Raw genomic sequence first — 21,855 nt, 5'->3', positions numbered from 1 at the left:
TGGTTATGAGGGCTGCTTCGCAGCCCAGCGGGAGCAAGCTCCCTCGCCACGATGCGATCGGCCAGTTATCCAATTCAAAACAGAAAATACCGCTGCGCCATCGGCAACACATCCGCCGGTTCACACCACAGCAACACGCCGTCGGCCTTGACCTGATAAGTCTGCGGGTCGACGTCGATGCTCGGCAGGTAGTCGTTGTGGATCAGGTCGGTTTTCTGCACGTCGCGACAACCCTTGACCACGGCGATCCGCTTCTTCAAACCCAATTGCTCCGGCAGCCCAGCCTCGGCAGCCGCCTGGCTGATGAAGGTCAGGCTGGTGGCATGCCGCGAGCCGCCAAAGCTGGCGAACATCGGTCGGTAGTGCACCGGTTGCGGCGTCGGGATCGAGGCGTTGGCGTCGCCCATCAGGCTGGCGGCAATCGCCCCGCCCTTGAGGATCAACGTCGGCTTGACGCCAAAAAACGCCGGGCGCCACAGCACCAGGTCAGCCCATTTGCCCACTTCGATGGAACCCACTTCATGGCTGATGCCATGGGTGATCGCCGGGTTGATGGTGTACTTGGCGATGTAGCGTTTGATGCGGAAATTGTCGTTGTCGACGCCATCACCGGGCAGGGCGCCGCGCTGCTTTTTCATCTTGTCGGCGGTCTGCCAGGTGCGCGTGATGACCTCGCCGACACGGCCCATGGCCTGGCTGTCGGAGCTGATCATCGAGAACGCGCCCAGATCATGGAGGATGTCTTCGGCGGCGATGGTCTCGCGGCGGATGCGGCTTTCGGCGAAGGCCACGTCCTCGGCGATGCTCGGGTCCAGGTGATGACAGACCATCAACATGTCGAGGTGCTCATCGATGGTGTTGCGGGTGAACGGCCGGGTCGGGTTGGTGGAGCTGGGCAGCACATTGGGGAAACCGCAGGCCTTGATGATGTCCGGCGCATGGCCGCCACCGGCGCCTTCGGTGTGGTAGGTGTGGATGGTGCGGCCCTTGAACGCGGCCAGGGTGGTTTCGACGAAGCCCGACTCGTTGAGGGTGTCGGTGTGGATCGCCACCTGCACGTCGTATTGATCGGCGACGCTCAGGCAGTTGTCGATGGCCGCCGGCGTGGTGCCCCAGTCTTCGTGCAACTTCAGGCCGATGGCGCCGGCCTTGACCTGCTCGATCAACGGCTCCGGCAGGCTGGCGTTGCCCTTGCCGGTGAAGCCGATGTTCATCGGGAAGGCATCGGCGGCCTGGAGCATACGCGCCAGGTGCCACGGCCCGGAGGTGCAGGTGGTGGCGTTGGTCCCGGTGGCTGGGCCCGTGCCGCCGCCAATCATGGTGGTGACGCCGCTCATCAGCGCTTCTTCGATCTGCTGCGGGCAGATGAAGTGGATGTGGGTGTCGATGCCACCCGCCGTGAGGATCATGCCTTCGCCGGCGATCACTTCGGTGCTGGCGCCGATGGCGATGGTCACATCGGGCTGGATGTCCGGGTTGCCGGCCTTGCCGATGGCGGCGATACGACCGTCCTTGAGGCCGACATCGGCCTTGACGATGCCCCAGTGGTCGATGATCAGCGCGTTGGTGATCAGCGTGTCGACGACTTCGGCGGCCAGCAGTTGGCTCTGGCCCATGCCGTCGCGAATCACCTTGCCGCCGCCGAATTTCACTTCTTCGCCGTAGGTGGTGAAGTCCTTTTCCACTTCGATCCACAACTCGGTATCGGCCAGGCGGACCTTGTCGCCGACGGTGGGACCGAACATGTCGGCGTAGGCCTGACGACTGATTTTCATTTCCTCGGTCCTCGGAACTGAGCCGCAAGCTTCAAGCTGCAAGCCTCAAGTAAAAACAAAATTGTGGGAGCGCCGCGAAGTGCTTTTTCTTGCAGCTTGCAGCTAGAAACTTGCAGCTGAAGTCATTCACAAGCTGCCCATGATTCGTCCGGCGAACCCATAAACCCGCCGCAACCCGGCCAGTTCGACAAGCTCGACTTCCCGACTCTGGCCCGGCTCGAAACGCACGGCGGTGCCGGCCGGGATGTTCAGGCGCATGCCACGGCTGGCGGCGCGGTCGAAGGCCAGGGCGTCGTTGGTTTCGAAAAAGTGATAGTGCGAGCCGACCTGGATCGGCCGATCGCCGCTGTTGGCGACGTTCAGCGTAAGGGTGCGGCGGCCGACGTTGAGCTCGATGTCGCCCGGCGCGATCTGGTACTGACCTGGGATCATTGCGGTTGCCCCAAAATTTTGTAGTAAATGGCGGTCGGGGTGTAGGTCCCGTCTGGGCTCTGGCAGTAGTCGGGCAGTTCACCGACGCGGGTGTAGCCCATGGCGCGGTAGAACGACTCGGCCTCGGAGCCGGCCTCGGTGTCGAGGTACAGCAGGCCACGTTTGTACTGGCGGGCACCGAGCTCCAAGGCGTTCATCAATTGCTGGCCCAGGCCTCGGCGACGGGCGTCGCCACGTACCAGCAGCTTTTGCACTTCGGCGCGGTTCAGGCCGTTGGGTTTCTGGCACAGGGCGAGCTGGACGCTGGCCTGCACCTGCTCGTCCTTGACCACCACCCAGAGCAGCAGATCGCCCTGGTCGAGGCTGGCCTGGACCTCGTCGAAATAGGCGCGGGCCTGGTCGGCATCGAGGTCGGCCATGAACCCCACACTGGCGCCATAGCCCACGGCGTCGAGCAGCAGATCAATCAAGCCCTGGCGGTAATGCGCGAAGCTTTCAGCGTGGACTCGTCGCAACTGGGCGGCGTTCATCGGTATCACTCCTTGTCGATGGCGGGGGGTGGCGCCCCGGGATTGAGGACCAACTGCATGAAGGTCAGGTCCAGCCAGCGACCGAACTTGGTGCCCACCTGGGGCATCTGCCCGGTGATGGCAAAACCGGCTCGCTCATGCAGGCGAATCGACGCCGCGTTGCCGCTCTCGATGGCGGCGACCATGACGTGTTTGCCGCCAGCCCTGGCGCGCTCGATCAGCGCACTCATCAGCAGCGGGCCGAGGCCATTGCCACGTTGATCGCGGCAGACGTACACCGAATGCTCCACGGTGTGGCGGAAACCGTCGAACGGCCGCCAGTCGCCGAATGAAGCATAGCCGAGCACATTGTCCTCGGCGTCGACGGCCACCAGCACCGGATAGCCCTGGGCTTGCCGGGCGCTGAACCAGGCCTGGCGATTGCCCAGGTCGACGGCCTGTTCGTTCCAGATCGCCGTGGTGTTGAGGACCGCATCGTTGTAGATGTCACGGATCGCCGGCAGGTCGGCAGTGCGGGCGTCACGAGTGTGATAAGTCATGCCGCGGCCTCAGGCGATGGGTTGGTGGACGGTGACCAGTTTGGTGCCGTCGGGAAACGTCGCCTCGACCTGGATCTCCGGGATCATTTCCGGGATGCCTTCCATGACCTGTTCGCGACTCAGCAGCTTAGTGCCGTAGTGCATCAGTTCGGCCACGGTCTGGCCGTCACGGGCACCTTCGAGCAGCGCGGCGGAGATGTAGGCCATGGCTTCCGGATAGTTGAGCTTCAGGCCACGAGCCAGGCGCCGCTCGGCGACGAGGCCGGCGGTGAAGATCAGCAGCTTGTCTTTTTCGCGTGGGGTCAGGTCCATGTGCAATCCAGTAAGGGCAGATAAAGTTTTTGCGGTAAATACATTCCACTGTGGGAAAGCAGATTCACGTGCTCCAGATTCTTGGCGGCATGGCCTCTCTTCCCAACAGCGCCGGCCTGAGCAAACGCCACAATTGAATCAACCATCCCCGCGCGAGTAACGCCTCGCTCGCCAGGCAACGTGCCACGAGCAGGCCGGGTAATTGCGTCAGGTCGCCGCGCACGGCATGGCCCAGGGATCGGCATTGCTCCAGCAGTTCGCCGTCGATCTCGCCGGTCACCAGCAACGTGGCGAACACCGGGTCGCCACCCAGCCCGATGGGTGAGTCGAGCAAGCCGTCGTCGCCGACGATGCGCTGGCGCTCGTGCCACAACAACTGGCCGTCGCGGCGGATATCCAGGCGCGATTGAAAGTGCCCGAGATCGAAGCGCTCGTGACTGGCCGGCCGGCCGAGGGCAACCATGTCCCAGTAGAACAACCGGGCGTCACCCTGCAGGTCGATGTCGGTGCTGAGTTCCGCCTGGGCCGCGCTGAACACGATGGTTTCCTGGGGCAGCCATTCCAGGGTTGCGCCGGGCGCTACGCTCAGCTTCAGTTGCTGGTACGCCGGGCCGGTGGCGCGGTACCACTTGGCCGCGCCGGGGCTGGTCAGTTGCGCCCAGGCACCGGCGCCGACGTGGGCCGAGATGTCCAGCCGATCGCCGCCGGCAATCCCGCCGGGCGGGTGCACGATGATGTGCTGGCATACCTCGGGCCCTTCGGCATACAAATGCTTTTGCACCCGCAGCGGGCCTTTGTGACGGCGCTGGACCGGGCGTGTGCAGTCGCCGAATCGGGCATAGCCCAGTTCCAGTTCGGCATGCCAGCTGGGGGTGAACAAGGCTGAGGGCGAGACAGGTAGATTCATGATTTCTGATTATTGTCGTGACGCTACAGACTAGATGGTAACCAGTCCGCGCACACCCTCGGCTGCCATATTTTCTCCGCGCCCCTGCTGCACGATCTCGCCCCGGGACATCACCAGGTATTGATCGGCCAGCTCGGCGGCGAAGTCGTAGAACTGCTCCACCAGCAAGATCGCCATGTCGCCACGGGCGGCCAGTTTCTTGATCACCACGCCGATTTCCTTGATCACTGACGGCTGGATGCCTTCGGTGGGCTCGTCGAGAATCAGCAGGCGTGGACGGCTGGCCAGGGCCCGGCCAATGGCGAGCTGCTGTTGCTGGCCACCGGACAAGTCGCCGCCACGGCGGTGCTGCATTTGCAGCAGTACCGGGAACAATTCGTAGATGAACGCCGGCACTTCCTTGGCCTCGGAGCCGGGAAAACGCGAGAGGCCCATCAGCAGGTTTTCTTCCACCGTCAGCCGGCCGAAAATTTCCCGGCCCTGAGGCACGTAGGCAATGCCTGCGTGGACCCGTTGGTGCGGCTTGAACCCAGTGATGGCCTTGCCTTCCCAATTCACCGCGCCTTCCTTGGCCGGCAACAGGCCCATCAGGCACTTGAGCAGGGTGGTCTTGCCCACGCCGTTGCGCCCCAACAGGCAGGTTACCTCGCCGACCTTGGCGTCGAACGACAGGCCCCGCAGGATGTGGCTACCGCCGTAGTACTGGTGAAGGTGTTGGACTTGTAGCATTGGAATTCCTTTTTTAAGCTTCAAGTGGTGAGCTTCAAGCTGCAAGTAAGAGCGGGACGGTGCACGGCTTTGTTTTTAGCTGCAGCTTGAAGCTTGCGGCTTGGCGCTGGCCGATTCATCGGCCCAAATACACCTCAATCACTCGCTCATCGGCCTGCACCTGTTCCAGCGACCCCTCGGCCAGCACACTGCCTTGGTGCAACACGGTGACATGGTCGGCAATCGCCCCGACAAAACCCATATCGTGCTCCACCACCATCAGCGAATGCTTGCCCGCCAGGGACTTGAACAGCTCGGCGGTAAATTCGGTCTCGGCGTCGGTCATGCCCGCCACCGGTTCGTCGAGCAGCAACAATTGCGGGTCTTGCACCAGCAGCATGCCGATCTCCAGGAACTGCTTCTGCCCGTGGGACAAGAGACCGGCGGCGCGATTGACCGAGGTGGTGAGGCCAATAGTATCGAGCACTTCGTTGATACGGTCGTGCTGCTCGCCGTTCAGTTTTGCCCGCAGGCTGGCCCACACCGATTTGTCGGTCTTGAGCGCCAGTTCCAGGTTTTCGAACACGCTCAAGGCTTCGAACACCGTCGGCTTCTGGAACTTGCGGCCGATACCGGCCTGGGCGATTTGCACTTCGCTCATGCTGGTCAGGTCCAGGGTTTCGCCGAACCAGGCCTTGCCGTGGCTGGGCCGGGTCTTGCCGGTGATCACATCCATCAGGGTGGTCTTGCCGGCGCCGTTGGGGCCGATGATGCAGCGCAATTCGCCGACGCCGATGTACAGGTTCAAATCGTTCAAGGCCTTGAAACCATCGAAGCTGACGCTGATGTCTTCCAGGGTCAGGATGGTGCCGTGGCGGGTGTTCAGGCCCACGCCGGCCGCCTGGCCAAGGCCGATGGCGTCGCGGCTGCTGCCTTCGTCCTTATTGGGTTCGATGATCGGTTCGAGCATGAAATCCGCCGTTGGAGTGATGCGCATCATTCGCCCCTTTTCTTCAGCAAGCCGATCGCGCCTTTAGGCAGATACAGCGTCACAACGATGAACAGGGCCCCGAGGAAAAACAGCCAGTACTCAGGAAACGCTACGGTGAACCAGCTCTTCATGCCGTTGACCACACCGGCGCCCAGCAGCGGCCCGATGAGAGTGCCGCGCCCGCCGAGGGCCACCCACACCGCGGCTTCGATGGAGTTGGTCGGCGACATCTCGCTGGGGTTGATGATGCCCACTTGCGGCACGTACAACGCCCCGGCCAGACCGCACAACACTGCGCTCAACACCCAGACGAACAGCTTGAAGCCACGGGGATCGTAACCGCAGAACATCAGGCGGTTTTCGGCGTCGCGCAGGGCGGTCAGTACCCGGCCGAACTTGCTGCGGGCCAGGCGCCAGCCGATGAACAGGCTCGCCACCAGCAGCAACACCGTGGCGAAAAACAACACCGCCCGGGTGCCCGGCTCGGTGATGCCAAAGCCCAGGATCGAACGGAAATTGGTGAAGCCGTTGTTGCCGCCGAACCCGGTTTCGTTGCGGAAAAACAGCAGCATCCCGGCGAACGTCAGCGCCTGGGTCATGATCGAGAAATACACGCCCTTGATCCGCGAGCGGAAGGCGAAGAAGCCGAACACCAGCGCGAGCAAACCCGGCGCCAGCACCACCAGGCACAGCGCCCAGAGGAAACTGTCGGTGCCGGCCCAGTACCAGGGCAGTTCAGTCCACGACAAGAAAGTCATGAACGCCGGCAAGCCATCGCCCGCAGCCTGGCGCATCAGGTACATGCCCATGGCGTAGCCGCCCAGGGCGAAGAACAGGCCGTGGCCCAGGGAGAGCAAACCGGCGTAGCCCCAGACCAGGTCCAGCGCCAGGGCGACGATGGCGTAGCAGAGAATCTTGCCCACCAGGGTCAAGGTGTAGGCCGAGACGTGCAGCGGATTGTCCGCCGCCAACAGCGACAGCAACGGCAGGCTCAACAGCACGGCCAGAATCACCGCACCGAGGATGAGCGTAACTTTGGGGCCGGCCTTTTGCGTGGCCGTGAGCATCAGGGGCTGGTTCATCAGTCGATTACCCGTCCTTTGAGCGCGAAGAGGCCTTGCGGACGCTTCTGGATGAACAGAATGATCAGCGCGAGGATCAGGATCTTGCCGAGCACGGCGCCGATCTGCGGTTCGAGAATCTTGTTGGCGATGCCCAGGCCGAACGCGGCGAACACACTGCCGGCAAGTTGGCCGACGCCGCCGAGCACCACCACCAGGAACGAGTCGATGATGTAGCTCTGGCCCAGGTCCGGGCCGACGTTGCCGATCTGGCTCAGGGCCACGCCGCCAAGCCCGGCGATGCCCGAGCCGAGGCCGAAGGCGAGCATGTCCACGCGCCCGGTCGGCACGCCGCAGCAGGCGGCCATGTTGCGGTTCTGGGTCACGGCGCGCACGTTGAGGCCCAGGCGTGTCTTGTTCAGCAGCAGCCAGGTCAGCACCACCACGAACAAGGCGAAGGCGATGATCACGATGCGGTTGTACGGCAGCACCAGATTCGGCAACACCTGGATCCCGCCCGACAGCCAGGCCGGGTTGGCGACTTCGACGTTCTGCGCGCCGAACACCAGGCGCACCAGTTGGATCAGCATCAGGCTGATGCCCCACGTGGCGAGCAGGGTTTCCAGCGGGCGTCCGTAGAGGTGGCGGATCACCGTGCGTTCCAGGGCCATGCCGATGGCCGCAGTGATGAAGAACGCCACCGGCAGGGCGATCAGCGGATAGAACTCGATGGCGTTCGGGGCGAAGCGCTGGAACAGCATCTGCACCACATAAGTGGAATACGCGCCGAGCATCAGCATTTCGCCGTGGGCCATGTTGATCACCCCCAGCAGGCCGAACGTAATCGCCAGGCCAAGGGCGGCGAGCAACAGGATCGAGCCCAGGGACATGCCGCTGAAGGCTTGGCCCAACAGTTCGCCGATCAGTAGTTTGCGCTTGACCTGGCCGAGGCTGGTTTCAGCCGCGGTGCGCACGGCGGCATCGGTTTCGACGCCGGGTTCGAGCAGAGTTTCCAGGCGGGTGCGGGCCAGCGGATCGCCGGTTTCCCCCAGCAGCCGGACGGCGGCCAGGCGCACGGACGGGTTGGTATCCACCAGTTGCAGGTTGGCCAGGGCCAGGCTCAGGGCGGCGTGTACGTCTTCGTCCTGCTCGCCGGCCAGTTGCCGGTCGAGGAAGGCCAGTTGCGCCGGGCGGGCGCTTTTTTGCAGTTGCTGCGCGGCGACCATGCGTACGCCGGCATCGACGGCGAGCAGCTGGTGGCTGGCGAGGGCGGTTTCGATCAGCCCACGCAAGCGGTTGTTCAGGCGCAGGGTTTTGGGTTGGCCGTCGACGGTCAACTGGCCTTGCTGCAAGGCATTGATCAACTCGACGCGTGCCGGGTCGGGCTGCGCGGCCCAGGTTTCCAGCAGCTTTGCCTGCTGGGTCGGGTTGGCGGCGACGAAGTCTTCGGCGTCGCCGGCATGTGAAGCCATCGGCAGTAACAAGGCGATGGCGAGGATCAGGCGGTAAAAGGCGGTGGGCATGTGCTAGGCCTTGCGTATTCGATCACTCCCACGCAGAGCGTGGGAACGATCAGCCGGGGTGGAGGAGGCTCAGTTGCTCTTCACCGCATAGTCAGGCTTCTTGTCGTTGCCGGAAATGAACGGGCTCCAAGGTTGCGCGCGGATCGGCCCTTCGGTCTGCCAGACCACGTTGAACTGACCGTCGGCCTGGATCTCGCCGATCATCACCGGCTTGTGCAGGTGATGGTTGGTCTTGTCCATGGTCAGGGTGTAGCCCGACGGTGCGGCAAAGGTCTGGCCGGCCAAGGCTTCGCGGACTTTATCGACATCGGTGGACTTGGCTTTTTCCACCGCTTGGGCCCACATGTGGATACCGACGTAGGTGGCTTCCATCGGGTCGTTGGTAACGGCTTTGTCCGCGCCTGGCAGGTTCTTCGCCTTGGTATAGGCTTTCCAGGCGTCGACGAATTTCTTGTTCGCCGGGTTATCCACCGACTCGAAGTAGTTCCACGCCGCCAGGTTGCCCACCAGCGGCTTGGTGTCGATGCCGCGCAGTTCCTCTTCGCCCACCGAGAACGCCACGACTGGCACATCGGTGGCCTTCAGGCCCTGGTTCGCCAGTTCTTTGTAGAACGGCACGTTGGAGTCACCGTTGACCGTGGAGATGACCGCAGTCTTGCCGCCGGCCGAGAACTTTTTGATGTTGGCGACGATGGTCTGGTAATCGCTATGGCCGAACGGGGTGTAGACCTCTTCGATGTCCTTGTCTGCCACGCCCTTGGAGTGCAGGAACGAACTCAGGATTTTGTTGGTGGTGCGCGGATAGACGTAGTCAGTGCCCAACAGGAAGTAGCGCTTGGCGCTGCCGCCTTCTTCGCTCATCAGGTATTCCACCGCCGGAATCGCCTGCTGGTTCGGCGCCGCGCCGGTGTAGAACACGTTCGGCGACATCTCTTCGCCTTCGTATTGCACCGGGTAGAACAGCAAGCCATTGAGTTCTTCGAACACCGGCAACACCGATTTGCGCGACACCGACGTCCAGCAGCCGAACACCACGGCGACCTTGTCCTGGGTCAGCAACTGGCGGCCCTTTTCAGCGAATAGCGGCCAGTTCGACGCCGGGTCCACGACCACCGCTTCAAGCTTCTTGCCATTCACTCCACCCTTGGCGTTGATCTCATCGATGGTCATCAGCGCCATGTCCTTGAGGGACGTCTCGGAGATCGCCATGGTGCCGGACAGCGAATGCAGGATGCCGACCTTGATGGTCTCGGCGGCCTGGACGGTCCAGGCCATGCCCATCGCGGCAATGCTTGCCGAGAGTGTAAAAGCCTTGATCAAGCTACGACGCTTCATGGTGCGATCTCCGTGGTCTTGGTGTTTTTCTGGATGGCAGATGCAGACGCTGAAGGCGCTTTTGCAAGGGGTGTGCCCGGTTGGGGAAAGGCTTGGAAATGCGGGGTTGGCGGGTGGACGGGAAAATGACAATGCACCATCAGTGACCGTATCGCTGGGGCTGGTGCAATGTGGCGCTCCGCATTGGGGCGTGGAAGTGGGGAATTCAACGTGAGATTTCAGGCCGCCCGACTATGCTGACTCTTCTGCCATTCTGAAGAGGGGGAAATCCGTTTGAATGACGCTGGCGCTGCAAGCTGTTTTCTTCTCGACGAGACGGCCATTTTTGACGTGCTGCCCGAAGTTAAACAGGCCGAGCATCCACAATGGATGCACGTGATGCATTTGAGAGAAGCAAGGTATTCGCTGATTCTCACCGCTGGAGAACATCTTCGAAGTAGCAGGCTGAATGTGTTCTCTGATTCAAGACTCTACATTCGTTTTTCCGCAGCGCTACCCAACATCAGTTTGGATGGACTCGCCTGTTCACTGGTTTTTCTTGACGACGGAGATCATTCGGAATTTCAACTCGGCTTGTTTCATTTTTGCGGAGGGAACACGCCGTCGGAATGGAGAACGGCAGAGTTTGATCTGGCTTGGTTGGCGGGAAAAAGTGGCCATCTCTTGGTAGCGTGTGGGCCAGGAGCGGAGAATGACCCTACGGCAGATTGGCTGGCGATCTCTGACTTGTGCGTCGCCAGGGAGGGCGAGATGAGGGCTCTTCTGGCGAAAACCCATCTTCAGATGCGCATAAAAAACGAGATGGCTCACTTCAGCAGTGTCTACCGGAACGAGTTCTATTCGAAAGTTCAGGAGCGACAAAGTGAAACCGCAATGGGCATTGCGCGCAGCGTTCGCCAATTAAATGGAATGATTCAGCCGCAAGGGCGTGATGCGCAGGCTGACATCGTCATGTTGGAACCGTTCGAAGCCGAGGCCGCCTACTCTTACGCGACGCGTCTCCTGAGAGCGAACGTCCCGCAAACGCCGCCTGATTTTCAAGCGAGGCTACGCCAGAAAGTCAGCGATCACGGTTCAATAAAAGTCTTGTCGATATGCAGTGGTGCCGCGCGGATAGAGGCGGGTTTGTCGGCGGCCGTTCCCGAAGGAGTGGAATGGTCCCTGCTGGATATCAACGAAGACCTGCTGCAAATCGCGGCGAAGCAGTTTTCATCTGCCATCAGCCTGGATTTGATCGTGGCTGATGCGAATAACCTGGTGCCTACCGGTGAACAGTGGGATGTCATTATGTGTGTTTCGGCATTGCATCATTTGGTAGAGCTGGAAAAGGTCATGCTCTTTATCTCCCGCAGTTTGAAGAACCATGGAGAATTCTGGAGTCTGGGTGAGGCCGTAGGGCGCAATGGCAATCGCTTGTGGCCGGAGGCGATAACTGCTGCTGATGCAGCGTTCTCGGCATTGCCGGCGCGCTACCGATGGAATGTCGATACACAGGTTGTCGACCCGGTCATTCCGGACAGGGACCACTCGATAGGGTGTTTTGAAGGCATTCGAAGTGAAGACATTACCGCGCTTCTTGAGCGTTGGCTGAGGCCTGTCGATGTGTACCGCACCAACTGCTTCCTCTGGCGAATGGTCAATCTTGCCTACAGTGGAAATTTCAATCTTGAAAAAGCGCAAGACCGCGCGTTAGTCATTGATCTGGTTCGAGCCGAGCTTGAGCATTTTCGACAGGGTGGCCTTGGGACTGAACTGTTCGGCGTGTACCAAAAGAAGCATCTGTTCAGCGACGGCGCATCAGACCGATAAAAAACAGTCCACCAATAGCTGCGGTAGCGACTCCAATCGGCAAGTCCTCCGGCGCGATCAGCGTGCGGGCCGCCACGTCCACCCACACCAGGAACAGGCTGCCGAGCAATACGCAGGCTGGCAGCAGCCGACGATGCTCGGCGCCCACCAGGCGTCGTGCGATGTGCGGGACCATCAGCCCGACGAAACCAATCGAGCCGCTGATGGAGACCAGTACGCCGGTCATCAAGGACGCGATCAGGAAGATCCACAACCGCACCTTCGCCGCGTTCAGCCCCAGGGTCACGGCGGTCTGCTCGCCCGCCATCAGCGCGTTCAACGGGCGGGCCATGCCCAGCAGCAACACCAGTCCCAGCACCACGCTGGCGGCCGGCACGGCCAGCAGTTCCCAGCGCGCCAGGCCCAAGCCGCCGAGCATCCAGAACATCACCGCCGAACTGGCGCGATGATCACCGAGGAACAACAGCAGGTTGGCCGCCGCCATCATCACAAACGACACCGCGACGCCGCACAGCAGCAGGCGATCACTTTCCAGGCGACCCTGGCGAGCGGCGATGGCCAACACCAGCAACATGCTCAGCAATGCACCGATGAAGGCGGCGAGGGGCAAGGTGAGCAGGCCAATGATTTCGCCGACATGCAGCACCACGATGACCGCACCCAGGGTCGCGCCGGACGTCACGCCGAGAAGATGCGGATCGGCGAGCGGATTGCGCGTGACCGCTTGCAGCACCGCACCGATCAACGCCAGCCCCGCACCCACCAGGGCGCCAAGCAGCAGGCGCGGTACGCGGATCAGCCAGACGATGTGCTCCTGCCCCGGCGTCCAATAGACGTCGCCCACGCCGAAAACCTTGTTCAACAGGACGTCCCAGACCACGCCCACCGGCACCCGCGCGGGCCCGAAACCCAGGGACACCACGCATGACACCAGCAGCATCACGCCGAGCAAGATCAACAGCGCGCCATAGCGACGAGTGTTCATTGGCGGTGCAAACCCTTCGCCAGGGTTTGCACCGCCAGCACGTTATCGATGCCCGGCGTGGCCTGTACATAGGGGATCACGATGAAGCGCCGATGCTTGATCGCATCCACCGATTGCAGTGCCGGATTATCCAAAAGGAACTGCTGCTTCTGCTCGGCGGTGGTTTCGCCATAGTCGACGATCACGATTACCTCGGGGTTGCGCTCCACCACGTTCTCCCAGTTGACCCGGGTCCAACTGGTTTCCACGTCGTCGAGGATGTTGCGCCCGCCCGCTGCGTCGATCAGCGCCTGGGGCATGCCCAGTCGTCCGGATGTCATCGCTCGATCCTCGCCGCTGTCGTAGAGGAATACCCGAGGACGTTCGGACGGCAGGTGCTGGCGGATTTCGGCCACCTGGGCCTGCATCGTCGCGATCAGCCCATCGGCGCGATCCTGCACGTCGAAGATCTTGCCGAGGTTGCGCAGGTCGTTGTAGGTGTCCTCCAGCGTGGCCGCCGGGCGCTTCATCACGAACGCGCAGGACTCGGTCAGTTCGTAAACATTGATGCCCAGCGGCTGCAGGGTTTGCGGCGTCAGGTCGCCGCCCACCCGCATGCCGTAGTCCCAACCGGCAAAGAAAAAATCGACGTCGGCATTGAGCAAGGTTTCCACCGAGGGATACTTGGCGGCCAGTTCCGGCAGGCCATCGAGGATCTTCGCCATGTCCGACGTCACCGATTTCCAGCCACTGATACCGCTGTAGCCGACCATGCGTGGCTTGAGGCCCAGGGCGAGCATCATCTGGGTCATGTTGATGTCATGGCTGACGGCGTGCCGGGGCGCCTCGTGGAACACCACTTGGCGGTTGCAACTCTGGATCGTCAACGGGTAGCGAGTGGCCTCGGCCAACGCATGGGCGCTGCCGGGCAACAGCGCAAGGAGCAGCAGGAAGCGCAAGGTCATGGTTGGGTTATCCAAGTGATTCGTGGGCAGCCGGCCAGCGGATGTTCGTCCACCAGCGCTTCAACGTCGAACACCTCACGCAGCAGTGCGGGGGTCAGGACATCCTTGGGCGTGCCGCTGGCGACGATCCGTCCGTGTTCGATCACATACAGGCGATCACAGAACGCGGCGGCCAGGTTCAGGTCGTGGATGCTGGCGAGGGTGCCGATACCCAGGCGTTTGATCAATTGCAGCAGTTGCAGTTGGTAACGTGGGTCGAGGTGATTGGTCGGTTCATCCAGAATCAACAACTGCGGTTGTTGGGCCAGTGCCCGGGCGAGGATTACCCGCTGTTTTTCTCCGCCTGACAGCGTCGAGAATGCATGATCGCCAAAGCCGTCGAGTCCCGCCGATTGCAAAGCCTGGAGCACCAGGCAGCGGTCTTCGTGTGTGTCGCCGTCGAACAGACCTTTGTGAGGCGTGCGGCCCATGGCGACCACTTCCTCGACCGTCAGGCCAAAGGCGTCGGGAAACTCTTGCAGCACCACGGCGATACGTTGGGCGCACCAGCGCGAGGACTGTTTCCAGAGGTTGTGATGCTCAAGTTTCACCTCGCCATGTTCCGGTCGACTGAAGCGATAGGCGCAGCGCAACAGGCTGGTCTTGCCGCTGCCGTTGGGACCGATCAACCCGACAAACTCCCCGGCCGCCACCTGCAACGTGGCGTCGCGCAGCTGGAACTGGTGATGGCAGTGGCCATGGCCCAAGGGCGTCCAGGCGAGATGGGAGAGGGTCAGCGAGGTCATGCATGCACTCAGGATTGGGTTTGGGACATCGGGCTGTGTTCGTCGTTGGAAAGCGGCGCGATTGTAGAGGCATCTCGCCGCTTTCCGTTAATGCACGCTCTTCAGCTTGACGATGAGGCCGTCTCAGGCTGGCGATTGAACCGCGTGACCAGGCGATCCAGCAACCACACCGCTACCAGTGAAGCTCCCACCAGCGGGAACACCAGCGCCAGAGCCAGCATGATGAACACGCCGCTCTTCCACGTCGGCAAGTCGTGCCGCAACGGCGGCACGCCGAACTTGCCTTGCGGCCGGCGCTTCCACCAGATCACCAGGCCGCTCACGGCGCTGAGCAGGATCATCAGGCAGATCAACAGCACGATGATCTGGTTCACCGGGCCGAACATCTTGCCTTCATGCAGCATCACTCCGGTTTCAGTGGCGCGGGCCACGAGGTTGTAGTGCTCCCAGCGCACATCGGCCAGGACCTTGCCGGTGTATTGGTCAACATGCAGGGTCGCGTCATTGCGCGGGTCGTCGGCGAACACGGCGATGGTGAAAACGCCGCTGGCGGTCGTTGGGAACGTGATGCTGTAGCCGGGTTCGACCCTGCGCTCGGCGGCGATGTCCTGCACCGCTTGCAGGTTGACGGTCGGGGCAGCGGGGCCTTCGTGCATGCCGCCATGGGCCATGTGTTCGGCATGGTCGCCGGACATCGGCATCGGCGTGTTTTCCATGGCCCAGGGTACGGTCTGGCGGTGGGCGTGGTTGAGGCTGCCGGCCTCCACGTCAGACTTCGGTACGTCGTTCCACATCGTTGCCGGGAAGCGGTTCCAGAGGTCGGCGTATTGCTTGCCCCAGAAGCCGGTCCAGGTCATGCCGCTGAGCAGCATCACCAGCAAGAACGCCGAGCCCCAGAACCCGATTACGACGTGCAGGTCACGCCAGAACACCCGGCCGCGAGCGTTCCAGCGCGGCCACAGCACGCCGGCCGACGATTGCCCGCGCGGCCACCACAGGTACAGCCCGGAAACCAGCAATACCACGCCCCATCCGGCGGCCATTTCCACCAGCCGATCACCGACGGTGCCGATCATCAATTCGCCGTGGATCGCCCGCGCCATGGCTTGCAGGTTGTCTTTGGCGTCCTGCTCGCCGAGGACATCGCCGTGGTACGGGTCGATGAATACGTTCAATTCCCGGCCCTTGTCGATCACCACGAATTGCGCGCTGCGTTCGGCATTGATCGGCGGCAGGTACTGTGTGACCTGGCCCTCTGGATAGGCCTGGCGAACCTGCTTGAGCAGATCGTCCGCCGCCAAGGTGTGATGGCCGGCCGGCACGTTCAGCAGATCGCCGTACATCAGGGGGTCGAGCTGTGGCTTGAACAGGTAAATGATGCCGGTCAGGGCCAGCATCACCATGAACGGTGCGACGAACAGACCGGCATAGAAATGCCAGCGCCAGGCCAGGTTATAAAAATTCGGTTTCGGTTGGCTCATTGCAAAAGCGCTCCGCAGGGCAAATTGGGTTGTCATGTTGTGCGGTTGCAGGGCAACCGATAGCAGGTGAGCCTTCAGTGGACACAGGGTCAGGTGTCAGGTCTTGCCTGCGTTGTCAGAAAACTCATCTCCGGGCTCAGGGCAATCGTGGGCTGTCCTTTGCGACCGGGTGAGTAGATGCGGGCTTACGCTTCGAGGGGCGGTGCGCGGGTGCGGGCGCCCGGAAAGAACGCCGGTCGGGCATGGCCCAGGCGCGGGGAAGGGCTGGTGTAGCTGTGGGTAGGCGGCGAGTCGAAGACGGCGAACGTATGGCCGCCAGGCAGCGCAGGGCAGTTGAACAGCAGGCTGCAATAACCGCATTTTTCCCACAACGCATGGTGATCGCTCTGGGGTGGGCAATGCTCGGCTGCCGGCACTTCGTGCGCTGTCATATCCATGCCCATGTCCATCGACATGATCATGGACATGCGTTGACCCATCGGCATCGACTGGGAAATCAGCGGACCGATAAAAATCATCAGCATGGCGAACAGGCTGATCCAGCTGCCGCGGGTCAGGCTCGTCGGCTGACGGCGGTGCGTGGACAGGCTGGCGCGAGGAGATTGCATGGGCGGCTACGTCTACTGGGCGTGCATGTGCGTCTTGGCGCCGTCAGGGGCTTTTTTCTGCACCTTGACGTCGACCGTGATATCCCCGGCTTTTTCGAAATGCAGGGTCATGGGGAAACGTTTGCCGTCGCTAAGCAGGCTGCGGTCCTTCAGCTCCAGGAGCATCACGTGATAGGCCATTGGCGCAAAGGTGACGGTTGCACCGGGGGCGATATCGACGGCGGGCACCTTCTGCATTTTCATCAGGTCGTTTTGCATCACATGCTCGTGGAGTTCGGCCTTGCCGGCGATGGGCGAGTCGACGCTGAGCAGTTTGTCCGCGGTCCTGCCGCTGTTGTGAATCACGAAATATGCGGCCACGGTCGGCGCGTTGGGCGGCAATTCCTGGGACCACGGGTGGGCGATCTCAAGCTCGCCGGCCTTGTACTGGTGAGCGTGGGCGAAGCCGACGGGAAGCAGCAAGGCAGCCAGCAGGATAAGTCTGTTCAACATGGCAATTCTCCGGAACGATTCAGGGCGCAATTTTATGCGGGAAGAATCAGGCCAGAGGCGAGGCGCGGGGATTTAGGCTGGGCCATTGTTGGCGCGGGGTGGGGCTGTCCAGTTTCGAGCGGATTGCGCTGCGATGGGCCGGCTGTGCATCCAGATACAACAGTGGCGCATCCCCGGTGAGCGCCATCAGCGGCGCCGGACCCGAGCAGCACCAGCAATGCTGCATTGTCGAATGATTGTCTTTCTGTGGCGTGTCCTGTTCGAACGTGCCCAGGGACACCGCCAGCATCTTCGTGCCGCTGGATGAGCAGAAACTGCCCCATAGCAGTTGCTCGGCTGGCGAATTGGCCTTCGCCGCCCCACTGCTGGAAAGCGGCATGGCAAGCATGTTGAACAGCACTGCGAAGCAGGCGATCCAGGCAAATGCAAGCCGTTGTCGGGACATGGGGCAATCCGCTCGGTTGGGCGATCAGGTGGCGGTATTTAGCCTGATCGGGGTTGAGAAGTAAAAAAGCCACGTGCGGTGTAGGGTCGCAGGGTTGGTGTTAACAGTAGCAATGGATTTTCGGGTTGGTTAACTGACATACGATCATTCCGAGGGAAGCTATCGCTTGTCAAATGGCCGTCGCATGTAACCTCAGGCCCAAAGCTTTCATGACCTTCATGATGGTCGTGAACTCTGGATTGCCTGTACTTCCCAGTGCTTTATAAAGACTCTCTCGGCCCAAGCCTGCATCACGGGCAATCTGCGTCATGCCTTTTGCCCTGGCAATATCGTTAAGGGCTGCTCGAACCAATACGCCGTCACCCGCGTCTTCTTCGAAACAGGCATCCAAATAAGCAGCCATTTCCTCAGGTGTTTTGAGGTAGGTCGCTGCGTCGAAACGTGTGAATTCCTCGGTCATGATTCACTCCTCTTGACCCATGGTTAGCGCCATTTGTTTAGCGCGCGTGATATCCCGTTTCTGGGTTGATTTGTCGCCTCCGACAAGCAGTAAATAAAATACGGAGCCTCGACGGGAGAAATACACTCTGTAGCCCGGACCTGAGTGAATACGCATCTCATACACTGTGTTGCCGACCGGCTCGCAATCCCCAAAATTTCCATGCTCTGCAGATCGAAGCCTGGCAATGATGCGAGCTTTCCCAGCAATGTCCTTCAACCCGTTAAGCCAGCTTGAAAATACTCGGGACTGTTCAAATTCGATCATTTGGATCGTATTCCTTGGGATACATATTGGCAAGCAGCACTTTCCTCGGCACGAGACGGGTCGCTCATGCTTAATGACTGCCAGGTGCTGCCGTGGGTATTAAGGAACGGAACTATAGAATTGAACGTCTTGGACGAAACAGCCGGCTCTGTCTTGAAAATTTGTCGGAAATGTCGCGCGAATGTGCTGAATTCAGAACCCGTTTGGTACGGATAAAGCGTCCAGCACTTCATTGACCATTCCAAACTCCCGATCCACCCCCGGCAACACCGGCCGCTTCAACAGCACCACCGGCACCCTTCGCTCCCGCGCCACCTCCAGCTTCGGTTCAGTAGCCGTGCTGCCGCTGTTCTTGCTGACCAGCACATCGATCCGCCGTCGTTCGAACAGTTCTCGCTCGCCCTCGATGTGAAACGGCCCACGGGCCCCAATCACTTCGCAACGTTCATTGCCGGGGTAAACGTCCAGGGCGCGCAGGGTCCAGAATTGCCCCGGCGGGATTTCATGCAGATGTTGCAGCGGCTCGCGTCCAAGGGTGAACAGGGGACGGTGGAAGGGTTGCAGGGCCTGGATCAGTTCGGCCCAGTCAGCCACTTCGCGCCAGTCATCGCCGGCCCGGGGTTGCCAGGCCGGGCGGCGCAGGGCCCAGCAGGGGATGGCGCAGATGCGGGCCGCGTGGGCGGCGTTGTGGCTGATCTGGGCGGCGTAGGGGTGGGTGGCGTCCAGCAGCAACTCGATGCCCTCGGCGCGGATGAATTGGGCCAGCCCTTCAGCGCCGCCGTAGCCGCCGACGCGCACCTGGCAGGTCAGGTCGGTGGGGATGCGACCGATGCCTGCCAGGCTGTAGATATGCTGTGGCCCGAGCGTGCGAGCGATGGCCAGGGCTTCGGTGACACCGCCGAGCAGCAGGATGCGTTTGATTTCAAGGCTCTTCATGACAAGACACCGGCATGGCCGACAATCCCGCCCTGGCGGTCAATGGCGAAGACCTCGACCTGAACCTGGGCCGGCACCACACTACGCGCGAAGGCCAGCGCGTGCTCGCACACCGCATCGCCGAGGGCAATGTCGGCGGCGCTGGCCATCGCCAGGGCTTGCTGGCTGGTGTTGGCTTGCCGGATGCCTTGCTGCAACGCTTCATCGGCACCGATGGCCGCCGCCCATTCGGCCAGTTGCGGCAGGTCGATGCTTGAATGGCGGCTGTGCAGATCCATGTGGCCGGCGGCGAGTTTGCTGATCTTGCCAAAGCCGCCGCAGAGGCTGAGCTTCTCCACCGGCACCTTGCGCACATGCTTGAGCACCGCGCCGACGAAATCGCCCATTTCAATCAGGGCGATTTCCGGCAGGTTGTAGACCCGGCGCATGGTGTCTTCGCTGGCGTTGCCGGTGCAGGCGGCGATGTGCAGGTAGCCGTTGGTTTTCGCCACGTCGATGCCTTGGTGGATCGAGGCAATGTAGGCCGCGCAGGAAAACGGCCGGACGATGCCGCTGGTGCCGAGGATCGACAGGCCGCCGAGGATGCCCAGGCGCGGATTCATGGTTTTCAGCGCCAGGGCTTCGCCGCCCTCGACATTGACCGTGACTTCGAAACCACCCGCATAACCGCGCTCTTCGGCCAAGCGGCCCAAATGATCGCGGATCATCTGGCGTGGCACCGGGTTGATCGCCGGCTCACCGACGCCCAGCACCAACCCTGGTCGCGTCACTGTGCCGACACCGCGACCGGCGACGAAATGCACACCGGGCTCGACGATCAAACGTACCTGGGAAAAAAGCAGGGCACCGTGGGTCACGTCCGGGTCATCGCCGGCGTCCTTGATCGTTCCAGCCTCGGCGCCTCGTTCGGTCAGCCGGCAGAACTCCAGGCGCATCTGCACCTGCTTGCCCTTGGGCAACACGATTTCCACCGCGTCGGCTTCGGTGCCGCAAAGCAGCAGTCGCGCGGCTGCCAGGCTGGTCGCCGTGGCGCAGCTGCCGGTAGTCAGGCCACTTCGCAAGGGCGCGGGTTGTTCGGCGGTTTCGTCACGCATCGAGAGGTTTCGTCAGGTCCAGCAAGGTAATCGGCAAGGCTTGGCGCCAGGTGTCGAACTCGCCCAATGGCTGGGCCTGGGCGATGTGGATGCGAGTCAGCTCACCGCCGTGGCGTTCGCGCCAATTCATGAGCGTCATCTCGCTTTGCAGCGTTACCGCGTTGGCTACCAACCGCCCGCCGGGCTTGAGCTGGGCCCAGCAGGTGTCAAGCACGCCTTCTCGTGTGACGCCGCCGCCAATGAACACCGCGTCCGGCCGCTCCAGACTCTCCAGCACCTGCGGGGCGCTGCCGCGAACCAGTTGCAGTCCGGGCACGCCGAGGGTGTCGCGGTTGCGTTCGATCAAGCCTTGCCGGCCTTCATCGGCTTCGATGGCCACGGCCCGGCAGCTGGGGTGGCTGCGCATCCATTCGATGCCGATGGAGCCGCTGCCGGCACCAACATCCCAGAGCAGCTCGCCGGGTGTCGGGGCGAGGCGGGCGAGGGTGATGGCGCGCACGTCACGCTTGGTCAACTGACCGTCATGCTCAAACGCGGTGTCCGGCAAACCGGCCAGGCGTGACAAGCGCAAGGTCGAAGGCTCGGCCCGGACCTCAATGGCGATCAGGTTCAGGTCGGCGACGGTGTCATCGGACCATTGCGTCGCAGTGCTTTCGATCCGCCGTTCTGCCGCGCCGCCTAAATGTTCCAGCACCGTCATGGCGCTCGGACCAAACCCTCGCTCGTGCAACAACGTCGCCACGGCGGCAGGGCTGTGGCGGTCGTTGCTCAGCAGCAGCAGCCTGACCCCTGTGGATAAATGCCCGTTGAGCGCTGCCAGCGGACGCGCCACTAGCGACAGCGTGACCACGTCCTGCAATGGCCAGCCCATGCGCGCCGCCGCCAGCGAGCAGGAGGATGGCGCGGGAATGACCAGCATTTGAGCGCAAGGCACGTGTTTCGCCAGGCTGGCGCCCACGCCGTAGAACATCGGATCGCCGCTGGCCAGCACGCACACCGGTTCGCCCTGGAGAGCGAGCAGCGGTTCCAGGGAGAACGGGCTGGGCCACAACTCCCGTGCGCCACGGATACACAGTGGCAACAACTCCAACTGGCGGGCGCTGCCCAGAATCCGCGATGCCCGCAGCAAGGCATGGCGGGCTGTCCGGCCCAGGCCCTTGAAGCCGTCTTCACCGATGCCCACTACGGTCAGCCAGGGGGTCATCTCTGTTCCTCGAATAAATGGGGTTGATCGACTGGCGTATCGCCGCCGCGAACTGTGCCGCCATCATACCGCGCCCCGGCGGATCAGGCGTGAACCATCCCTGTGTGTCCATCACCAGCATTGCGACCAGCAAGCTTTTCATGAGTCGCGGCAAAGCAGGCATAATGGCGCTCCTCGCCACTGTGGCGTTTCT

Annotated in this window: 24 protein-coding genes; 1 reads left to right on the top strand and 23 read right to left on the bottom strand. The window is 62.0% G+C overall.

The genetic code is table 11. From position 1 onward, the window contains the following. Positions 1-74: 74 nt before the first annotated feature. The 11 genes from ureC to urtA all read right to left on the bottom strand — a co-directional run bounded on the left by ureC (position 75) and on the right by urtA (position 10,113). Positions 75-1,775, bottom strand: a complete 1,701-nt coding sequence (gene ureC / locus J3P95_RS22415) for an urease subunit alpha (RefSeq protein WP_434579603.1) — start codon at positions 1,773-1,775, stop codon at positions 75-77. Positions 1,776-1,901: 126 nt separating this feature from the next. Next, a complete protein-coding gene (locus tag J3P95_RS22410; RefSeq protein ID WP_434579605.1) occupies positions 1,902-2,207 on the bottom strand; it encodes an urease subunit beta in 306 nt (101 codons plus the stop codon). Continuing rightward, positions 2,204-2,737 (bottom strand): GNAT family N-acetyltransferase, encoded by a 534-nt coding sequence (locus J3P95_RS22405; RefSeq protein WP_434558811.1) that lies wholly within the window; start codon positions 2,735-2,737, stop codon positions 2,204-2,206. The genes J3P95_RS22410 and J3P95_RS22405 overlap by 4 nt, the downstream gene beginning before the upstream one ends. Positions 2,738-2,742: 5 nt before the next feature. Beyond that, positions 2,743-3,276, bottom strand: a complete 534-nt coding sequence (locus J3P95_RS22400) for a GNAT family N-acetyltransferase (protein ID WP_434558810.1) — start codon at positions 3,274-3,276, stop codon at positions 2,743-2,745. A gap of 9 nt (positions 3,277-3,285) precedes the next feature. Then, entirely contained in the window at positions 3,286-3,588 is a 303-nt protein-coding gene (locus J3P95_RS22395; protein ID WP_434558809.1) for an urease subunit gamma, read from the bottom strand. A 64-nt stretch (positions 3,589-3,652) separates the two neighbouring features. Further along, on the bottom strand, positions 3,653-4,495 hold the full coding sequence (locus J3P95_RS22390) for an urease accessory protein UreD (protein WP_434579608.1): 843 nt from the start codon (positions 4,493-4,495) through the stop codon (positions 3,653-3,655). A 30-nt stretch (positions 4,496-4,525) separates the two neighbouring features. Then, positions 4,526-5,224, bottom strand: coding sequence for an urea ABC transporter ATP-binding subunit UrtE (gene urtE / locus J3P95_RS22385; RefSeq protein WP_434579610.1), 699 nt, complete (start codon positions 5,222-5,224; stop codon positions 4,526-4,528). 115 nt (positions 5,225-5,339) lie between these two features. After that, positions 5,340-6,200: an urea ABC transporter ATP-binding protein UrtD gene (gene urtD, locus J3P95_RS22380; RefSeq protein ID WP_434581147.1), complete on the bottom strand. Its 861-nt coding sequence runs from the start codon at positions 6,198-6,200 to the stop codon at positions 5,340-5,342. Then, positions 6,200-7,276 carry an urea ABC transporter permease subunit UrtC gene (gene urtC / locus J3P95_RS22375; RefSeq protein ID WP_434579612.1) on the bottom strand — a complete coding sequence of 359 codons (1,077 nt, stop codon included), beginning with the start codon at positions 7,274-7,276 and terminating at the stop codon, positions 6,200-6,202. Before urtC ends, urtD begins: the two co-directional genes overlap by 1 nt. Next, positions 7,276-8,778 carry an urea ABC transporter permease subunit UrtB gene (urtB, locus tag J3P95_RS22370; RefSeq protein ID WP_434579614.1) on the bottom strand — a complete coding sequence of 501 codons (1,503 nt, stop codon included), beginning with the start codon at positions 8,776-8,778 and terminating at the stop codon, positions 7,276-7,278. The genes urtC and urtB overlap by 1 nt, the downstream gene beginning before the upstream one ends. A 69-nt stretch (positions 8,779-8,847) precedes the next feature. Further along, the gene (urtA, locus tag J3P95_RS22365; RefSeq protein ID WP_434579616.1) at positions 8,848-10,113 is read right to left on the bottom strand and encodes an urea ABC transporter substrate-binding protein; all 1,266 of its coding nucleotides are present in this window, start codon (positions 10,111-10,113) and stop codon (positions 8,848-8,850) included. A 273-nt stretch (positions 10,114-10,386) separates the two neighbouring features. Between urtA and J3P95_RS22360 the strand changes: the two genes are divergently transcribed. Beyond that, complete coding sequence (locus tag J3P95_RS22360; protein ID WP_434579617.1) at positions 10,387-11,922, top strand: class I SAM-dependent methyltransferase; 1,536 nt, start codon at positions 10,387-10,389, stop codon at positions 11,920-11,922. On the opposite strand, the gene J3P95_RS22355 is transcribed toward J3P95_RS22360, so the two are convergent. The 12 genes from J3P95_RS22355 to cbiE all read right to left on the bottom strand — a co-directional run bounded on the left by J3P95_RS22355 (position 11,897) and on the right by cbiE (position 21,662). Next, positions 11,897-12,907, bottom strand: a complete 1,011-nt coding sequence (locus tag J3P95_RS22355) for a FecCD family ABC transporter permease (RefSeq protein ID WP_434558802.1) — start codon at positions 12,905-12,907, stop codon at positions 11,897-11,899. The two genes, J3P95_RS22360 and J3P95_RS22355, sit on opposite strands and share 26 nt — an antisense overlap. Further along, a complete protein-coding gene (locus J3P95_RS22350; protein ID WP_434579619.1) occupies positions 12,904-13,851 on the bottom strand; it encodes an ABC transporter substrate-binding protein in 948 nt (315 codons plus the stop codon). The genes J3P95_RS22355 and J3P95_RS22350 overlap by 4 nt, the downstream gene beginning before the upstream one ends. Beyond that, the gene (locus J3P95_RS22345; RefSeq protein ID WP_434579621.1) at positions 13,848-14,636 is read right to left on the bottom strand and encodes an ABC transporter ATP-binding protein; all 789 of its coding nucleotides are present in this window, start codon (positions 14,634-14,636) and stop codon (positions 13,848-13,850) included. Before J3P95_RS22345 ends, J3P95_RS22350 begins: the two co-directional genes overlap by 4 nt. Positions 14,637-14,737: 101 nt before the next feature. Next, positions 14,738-16,117, bottom strand: coding sequence for a PepSY-associated TM helix domain-containing protein (locus tag J3P95_RS22340; protein ID WP_434579623.1), 1,380 nt, complete (start codon positions 16,115-16,117; stop codon positions 14,738-14,740). 185 nt (positions 16,118-16,302) lie between these two features. Then, the gene (locus J3P95_RS22335; protein WP_434579624.1) at positions 16,303-16,725 is read right to left on the bottom strand and encodes a DUF2946 domain-containing protein; all 423 of its coding nucleotides are present in this window, start codon (positions 16,723-16,725) and stop codon (positions 16,303-16,305) included. Positions 16,726-16,737: 12 nt separating this feature from the next. Further along, positions 16,738-17,217: a copper chaperone PCu(A)C gene (locus J3P95_RS22330; RefSeq protein ID WP_434579625.1), complete on the bottom strand. Its 480-nt coding sequence runs from the start codon at positions 17,215-17,217 to the stop codon at positions 16,738-16,740. 46 nt (positions 17,218-17,263) lie between these two features. After that, positions 17,264-17,662 carry a DUF2946 domain-containing protein gene (locus J3P95_RS22325; protein WP_434579626.1) on the bottom strand — a complete coding sequence of 133 codons (399 nt, stop codon included), beginning with the start codon at positions 17,660-17,662 and terminating at the stop codon, positions 17,264-17,266. 169 nt (positions 17,663-17,831) lie between these two features. Continuing rightward, entirely contained in the window at positions 17,832-18,122 is a 291-nt protein-coding gene (locus tag J3P95_RS22320; protein ID WP_024617344.1) for an addiction module antidote protein, read from the bottom strand. A gap of 3 nt (positions 18,123-18,125) precedes the next feature. After that, a complete protein-coding gene (locus J3P95_RS22315; RefSeq protein ID WP_434558795.1) occupies positions 18,126-18,428 on the bottom strand; it encodes a type II toxin-antitoxin system RelE/ParE family toxin in 303 nt (100 codons plus the stop codon). Positions 18,429-18,620: 192 nt separating this feature from the next. Continuing rightward, complete coding sequence (locus tag J3P95_RS22310) at positions 18,621-19,349, bottom strand: cobalt-precorrin-6A reductase (protein ID WP_434581149.1); 729 nt, start codon at positions 19,347-19,349, stop codon at positions 18,621-18,623. A gap of 11 nt (positions 19,350-19,360) precedes the next feature. Further along, positions 19,361-20,458 carry a cobalt-precorrin-5B (C(1))-methyltransferase gene (locus J3P95_RS22305; RefSeq protein WP_434579628.1) on the bottom strand — a complete coding sequence of 366 codons (1,098 nt, stop codon included), beginning with the start codon at positions 20,456-20,458 and terminating at the stop codon, positions 19,361-19,363. Beyond that, positions 20,451-21,662 (bottom strand): precorrin-6y C5,15-methyltransferase (decarboxylating) subunit CbiE, encoded by a 1,212-nt coding sequence (gene cbiE / locus J3P95_RS22300; RefSeq protein ID WP_434579630.1) that lies wholly within the window; start codon positions 21,660-21,662, stop codon positions 20,451-20,453. The genes J3P95_RS22305 and cbiE overlap by 8 nt, the downstream gene beginning before the upstream one ends. Between the last annotated feature and the right edge of the window lie 193 nt (positions 21,663-21,855).

Origin of the sequence: Pseudomonas sp. Z5-35 (genome assembly GCF_051131945.1) — a bacterium.
In the GTDB taxonomy this organism is placed as follows: Bacteria; Pseudomonadota; Gammaproteobacteria; order Pseudomonadales; family Pseudomonadaceae; genus Aquipseudomonas; species Aquipseudomonas marvdashtae.
The sequence above is the reverse complement of the archived record's forward strand: the minus strand, read 5'-3'. Positions and strand labels throughout refer to the sequence as shown.

Coding starts and splice junctions, on each gene's coding strand:
- J3P95_RS22320 (WP_024617344.1), bottom strand. CDS start 18,122: ATGACCGAGGAATTCACACGTTTCGACGCAGCGACCTACCTCAAAACA.
- urtC (WP_434579612.1), bottom strand. CDS start 7,276: ATGAACCAGCCCCTGATGCTCACGGCCACGCAAAAGGCCGGCCCCAAA.
- cbiE (WP_434579630.1), bottom strand. CDS start 21,662: ATGACCCCCTGGCTGACCGTAGTGGGCATCGGTGAAGACGGCTTCAAG.
- J3P95_RS22330 (WP_434579625.1), bottom strand. CDS start 17,217: ATGTTGAACAGACTTATCCTGCTGGCTGCCTTGCTGCTTCCCGTCGGC.
- ureC (WP_434579603.1), bottom strand. CDS start 1,775: ATGAAAATCAGTCGTCAGGCCTACGCCGACATGTTCGGTCCCACCGTC.
- J3P95_RS22345 (WP_434579621.1), bottom strand. CDS start 14,636: ATGACCTCGCTGACCCTCTCCCATCTCGCCTGGACGCCCTTGGGCCAT.
- J3P95_RS22350 (WP_434579619.1), bottom strand. CDS start 13,851: ATGACCTTGCGCTTCCTGCTGCTCCTTGCGCTGTTGCCCGGCAGCGCC.
- urtB (WP_434579614.1), bottom strand. CDS start 8,778: ATGCCCACCGCCTTTTACCGCCTGATCCTCGCCATCGCCTTGTTACTG.
- J3P95_RS22405 (WP_434558811.1), bottom strand. CDS start 2,737: ATGAACGCCGCCCAGTTGCGACGAGTCCACGCTGAAAGCTTCGCGCAT.
- J3P95_RS22395 (WP_434558809.1), bottom strand. CDS start 3,588: ATGGACCTGACCCCACGCGAAAAAGACAAGCTGCTGATCTTCACCGCC.
- urtA (WP_434579616.1), bottom strand. CDS start 10,113: ATGAAGCGTCGTAGCTTGATCAAGGCTTTTACACTCTCGGCAAGCATT.
- J3P95_RS22305 (WP_434579628.1), bottom strand. CDS start 20,458: ATGCGTGACGAAACCGCCGAACAACCCGCGCCCTTGCGAAGTGGCCTG.
- J3P95_RS22335 (WP_434579624.1), bottom strand. CDS start 16,725: ATGCAATCTCCTCGCGCCAGCCTGTCCACGCACCGCCGTCAGCCGACG.
- J3P95_RS22355 (WP_434558802.1), bottom strand. CDS start 12,907: ATGAACACTCGTCGCTATGGCGCGCTGTTGATCTTGCTCGGCGTGATG.
- J3P95_RS22400 (WP_434558810.1), bottom strand. CDS start 3,276: ATGACTTATCACACTCGTGACGCCCGCACTGCCGACCTGCCGGCGATC.
- J3P95_RS22340 (WP_434579623.1), bottom strand. CDS start 16,117: ATGAGCCAACCGAAACCGAATTTTTATAACCTGGCCTGGCGCTGGCAT.
- J3P95_RS22410 (WP_434579605.1), bottom strand. CDS start 2,207: ATGATCCCAGGTCAGTACCAGATCGCGCCGGGCGACATCGAGCTCAAC.
- urtD (WP_434581147.1), bottom strand. CDS start 6,200: ATGCGCATCACTCCAACGGCGGATTTCATGCTCGAACCGATCATCGAA.
- urtE (WP_434579610.1), bottom strand. CDS start 5,224: ATGCTACAAGTCCAACACCTTCACCAGTACTACGGCGGTAGCCACATC.
- J3P95_RS22390 (WP_434579608.1), bottom strand. CDS start 4,495: ATGAATCTACCTGTCTCGCCCTCAGCCTTGTTCACCCCCAGCTGGCAT.
- J3P95_RS22315 (WP_434558795.1), bottom strand. CDS start 18,428: ATGATCGAATTTGAACAGTCCCGAGTATTTTCAAGCTGGCTTAACGGG.
- J3P95_RS22325 (WP_434579626.1), bottom strand. CDS start 17,662: ATGTCCCGACAACGGCTTGCATTTGCCTGGATCGCCTGCTTCGCAGTG.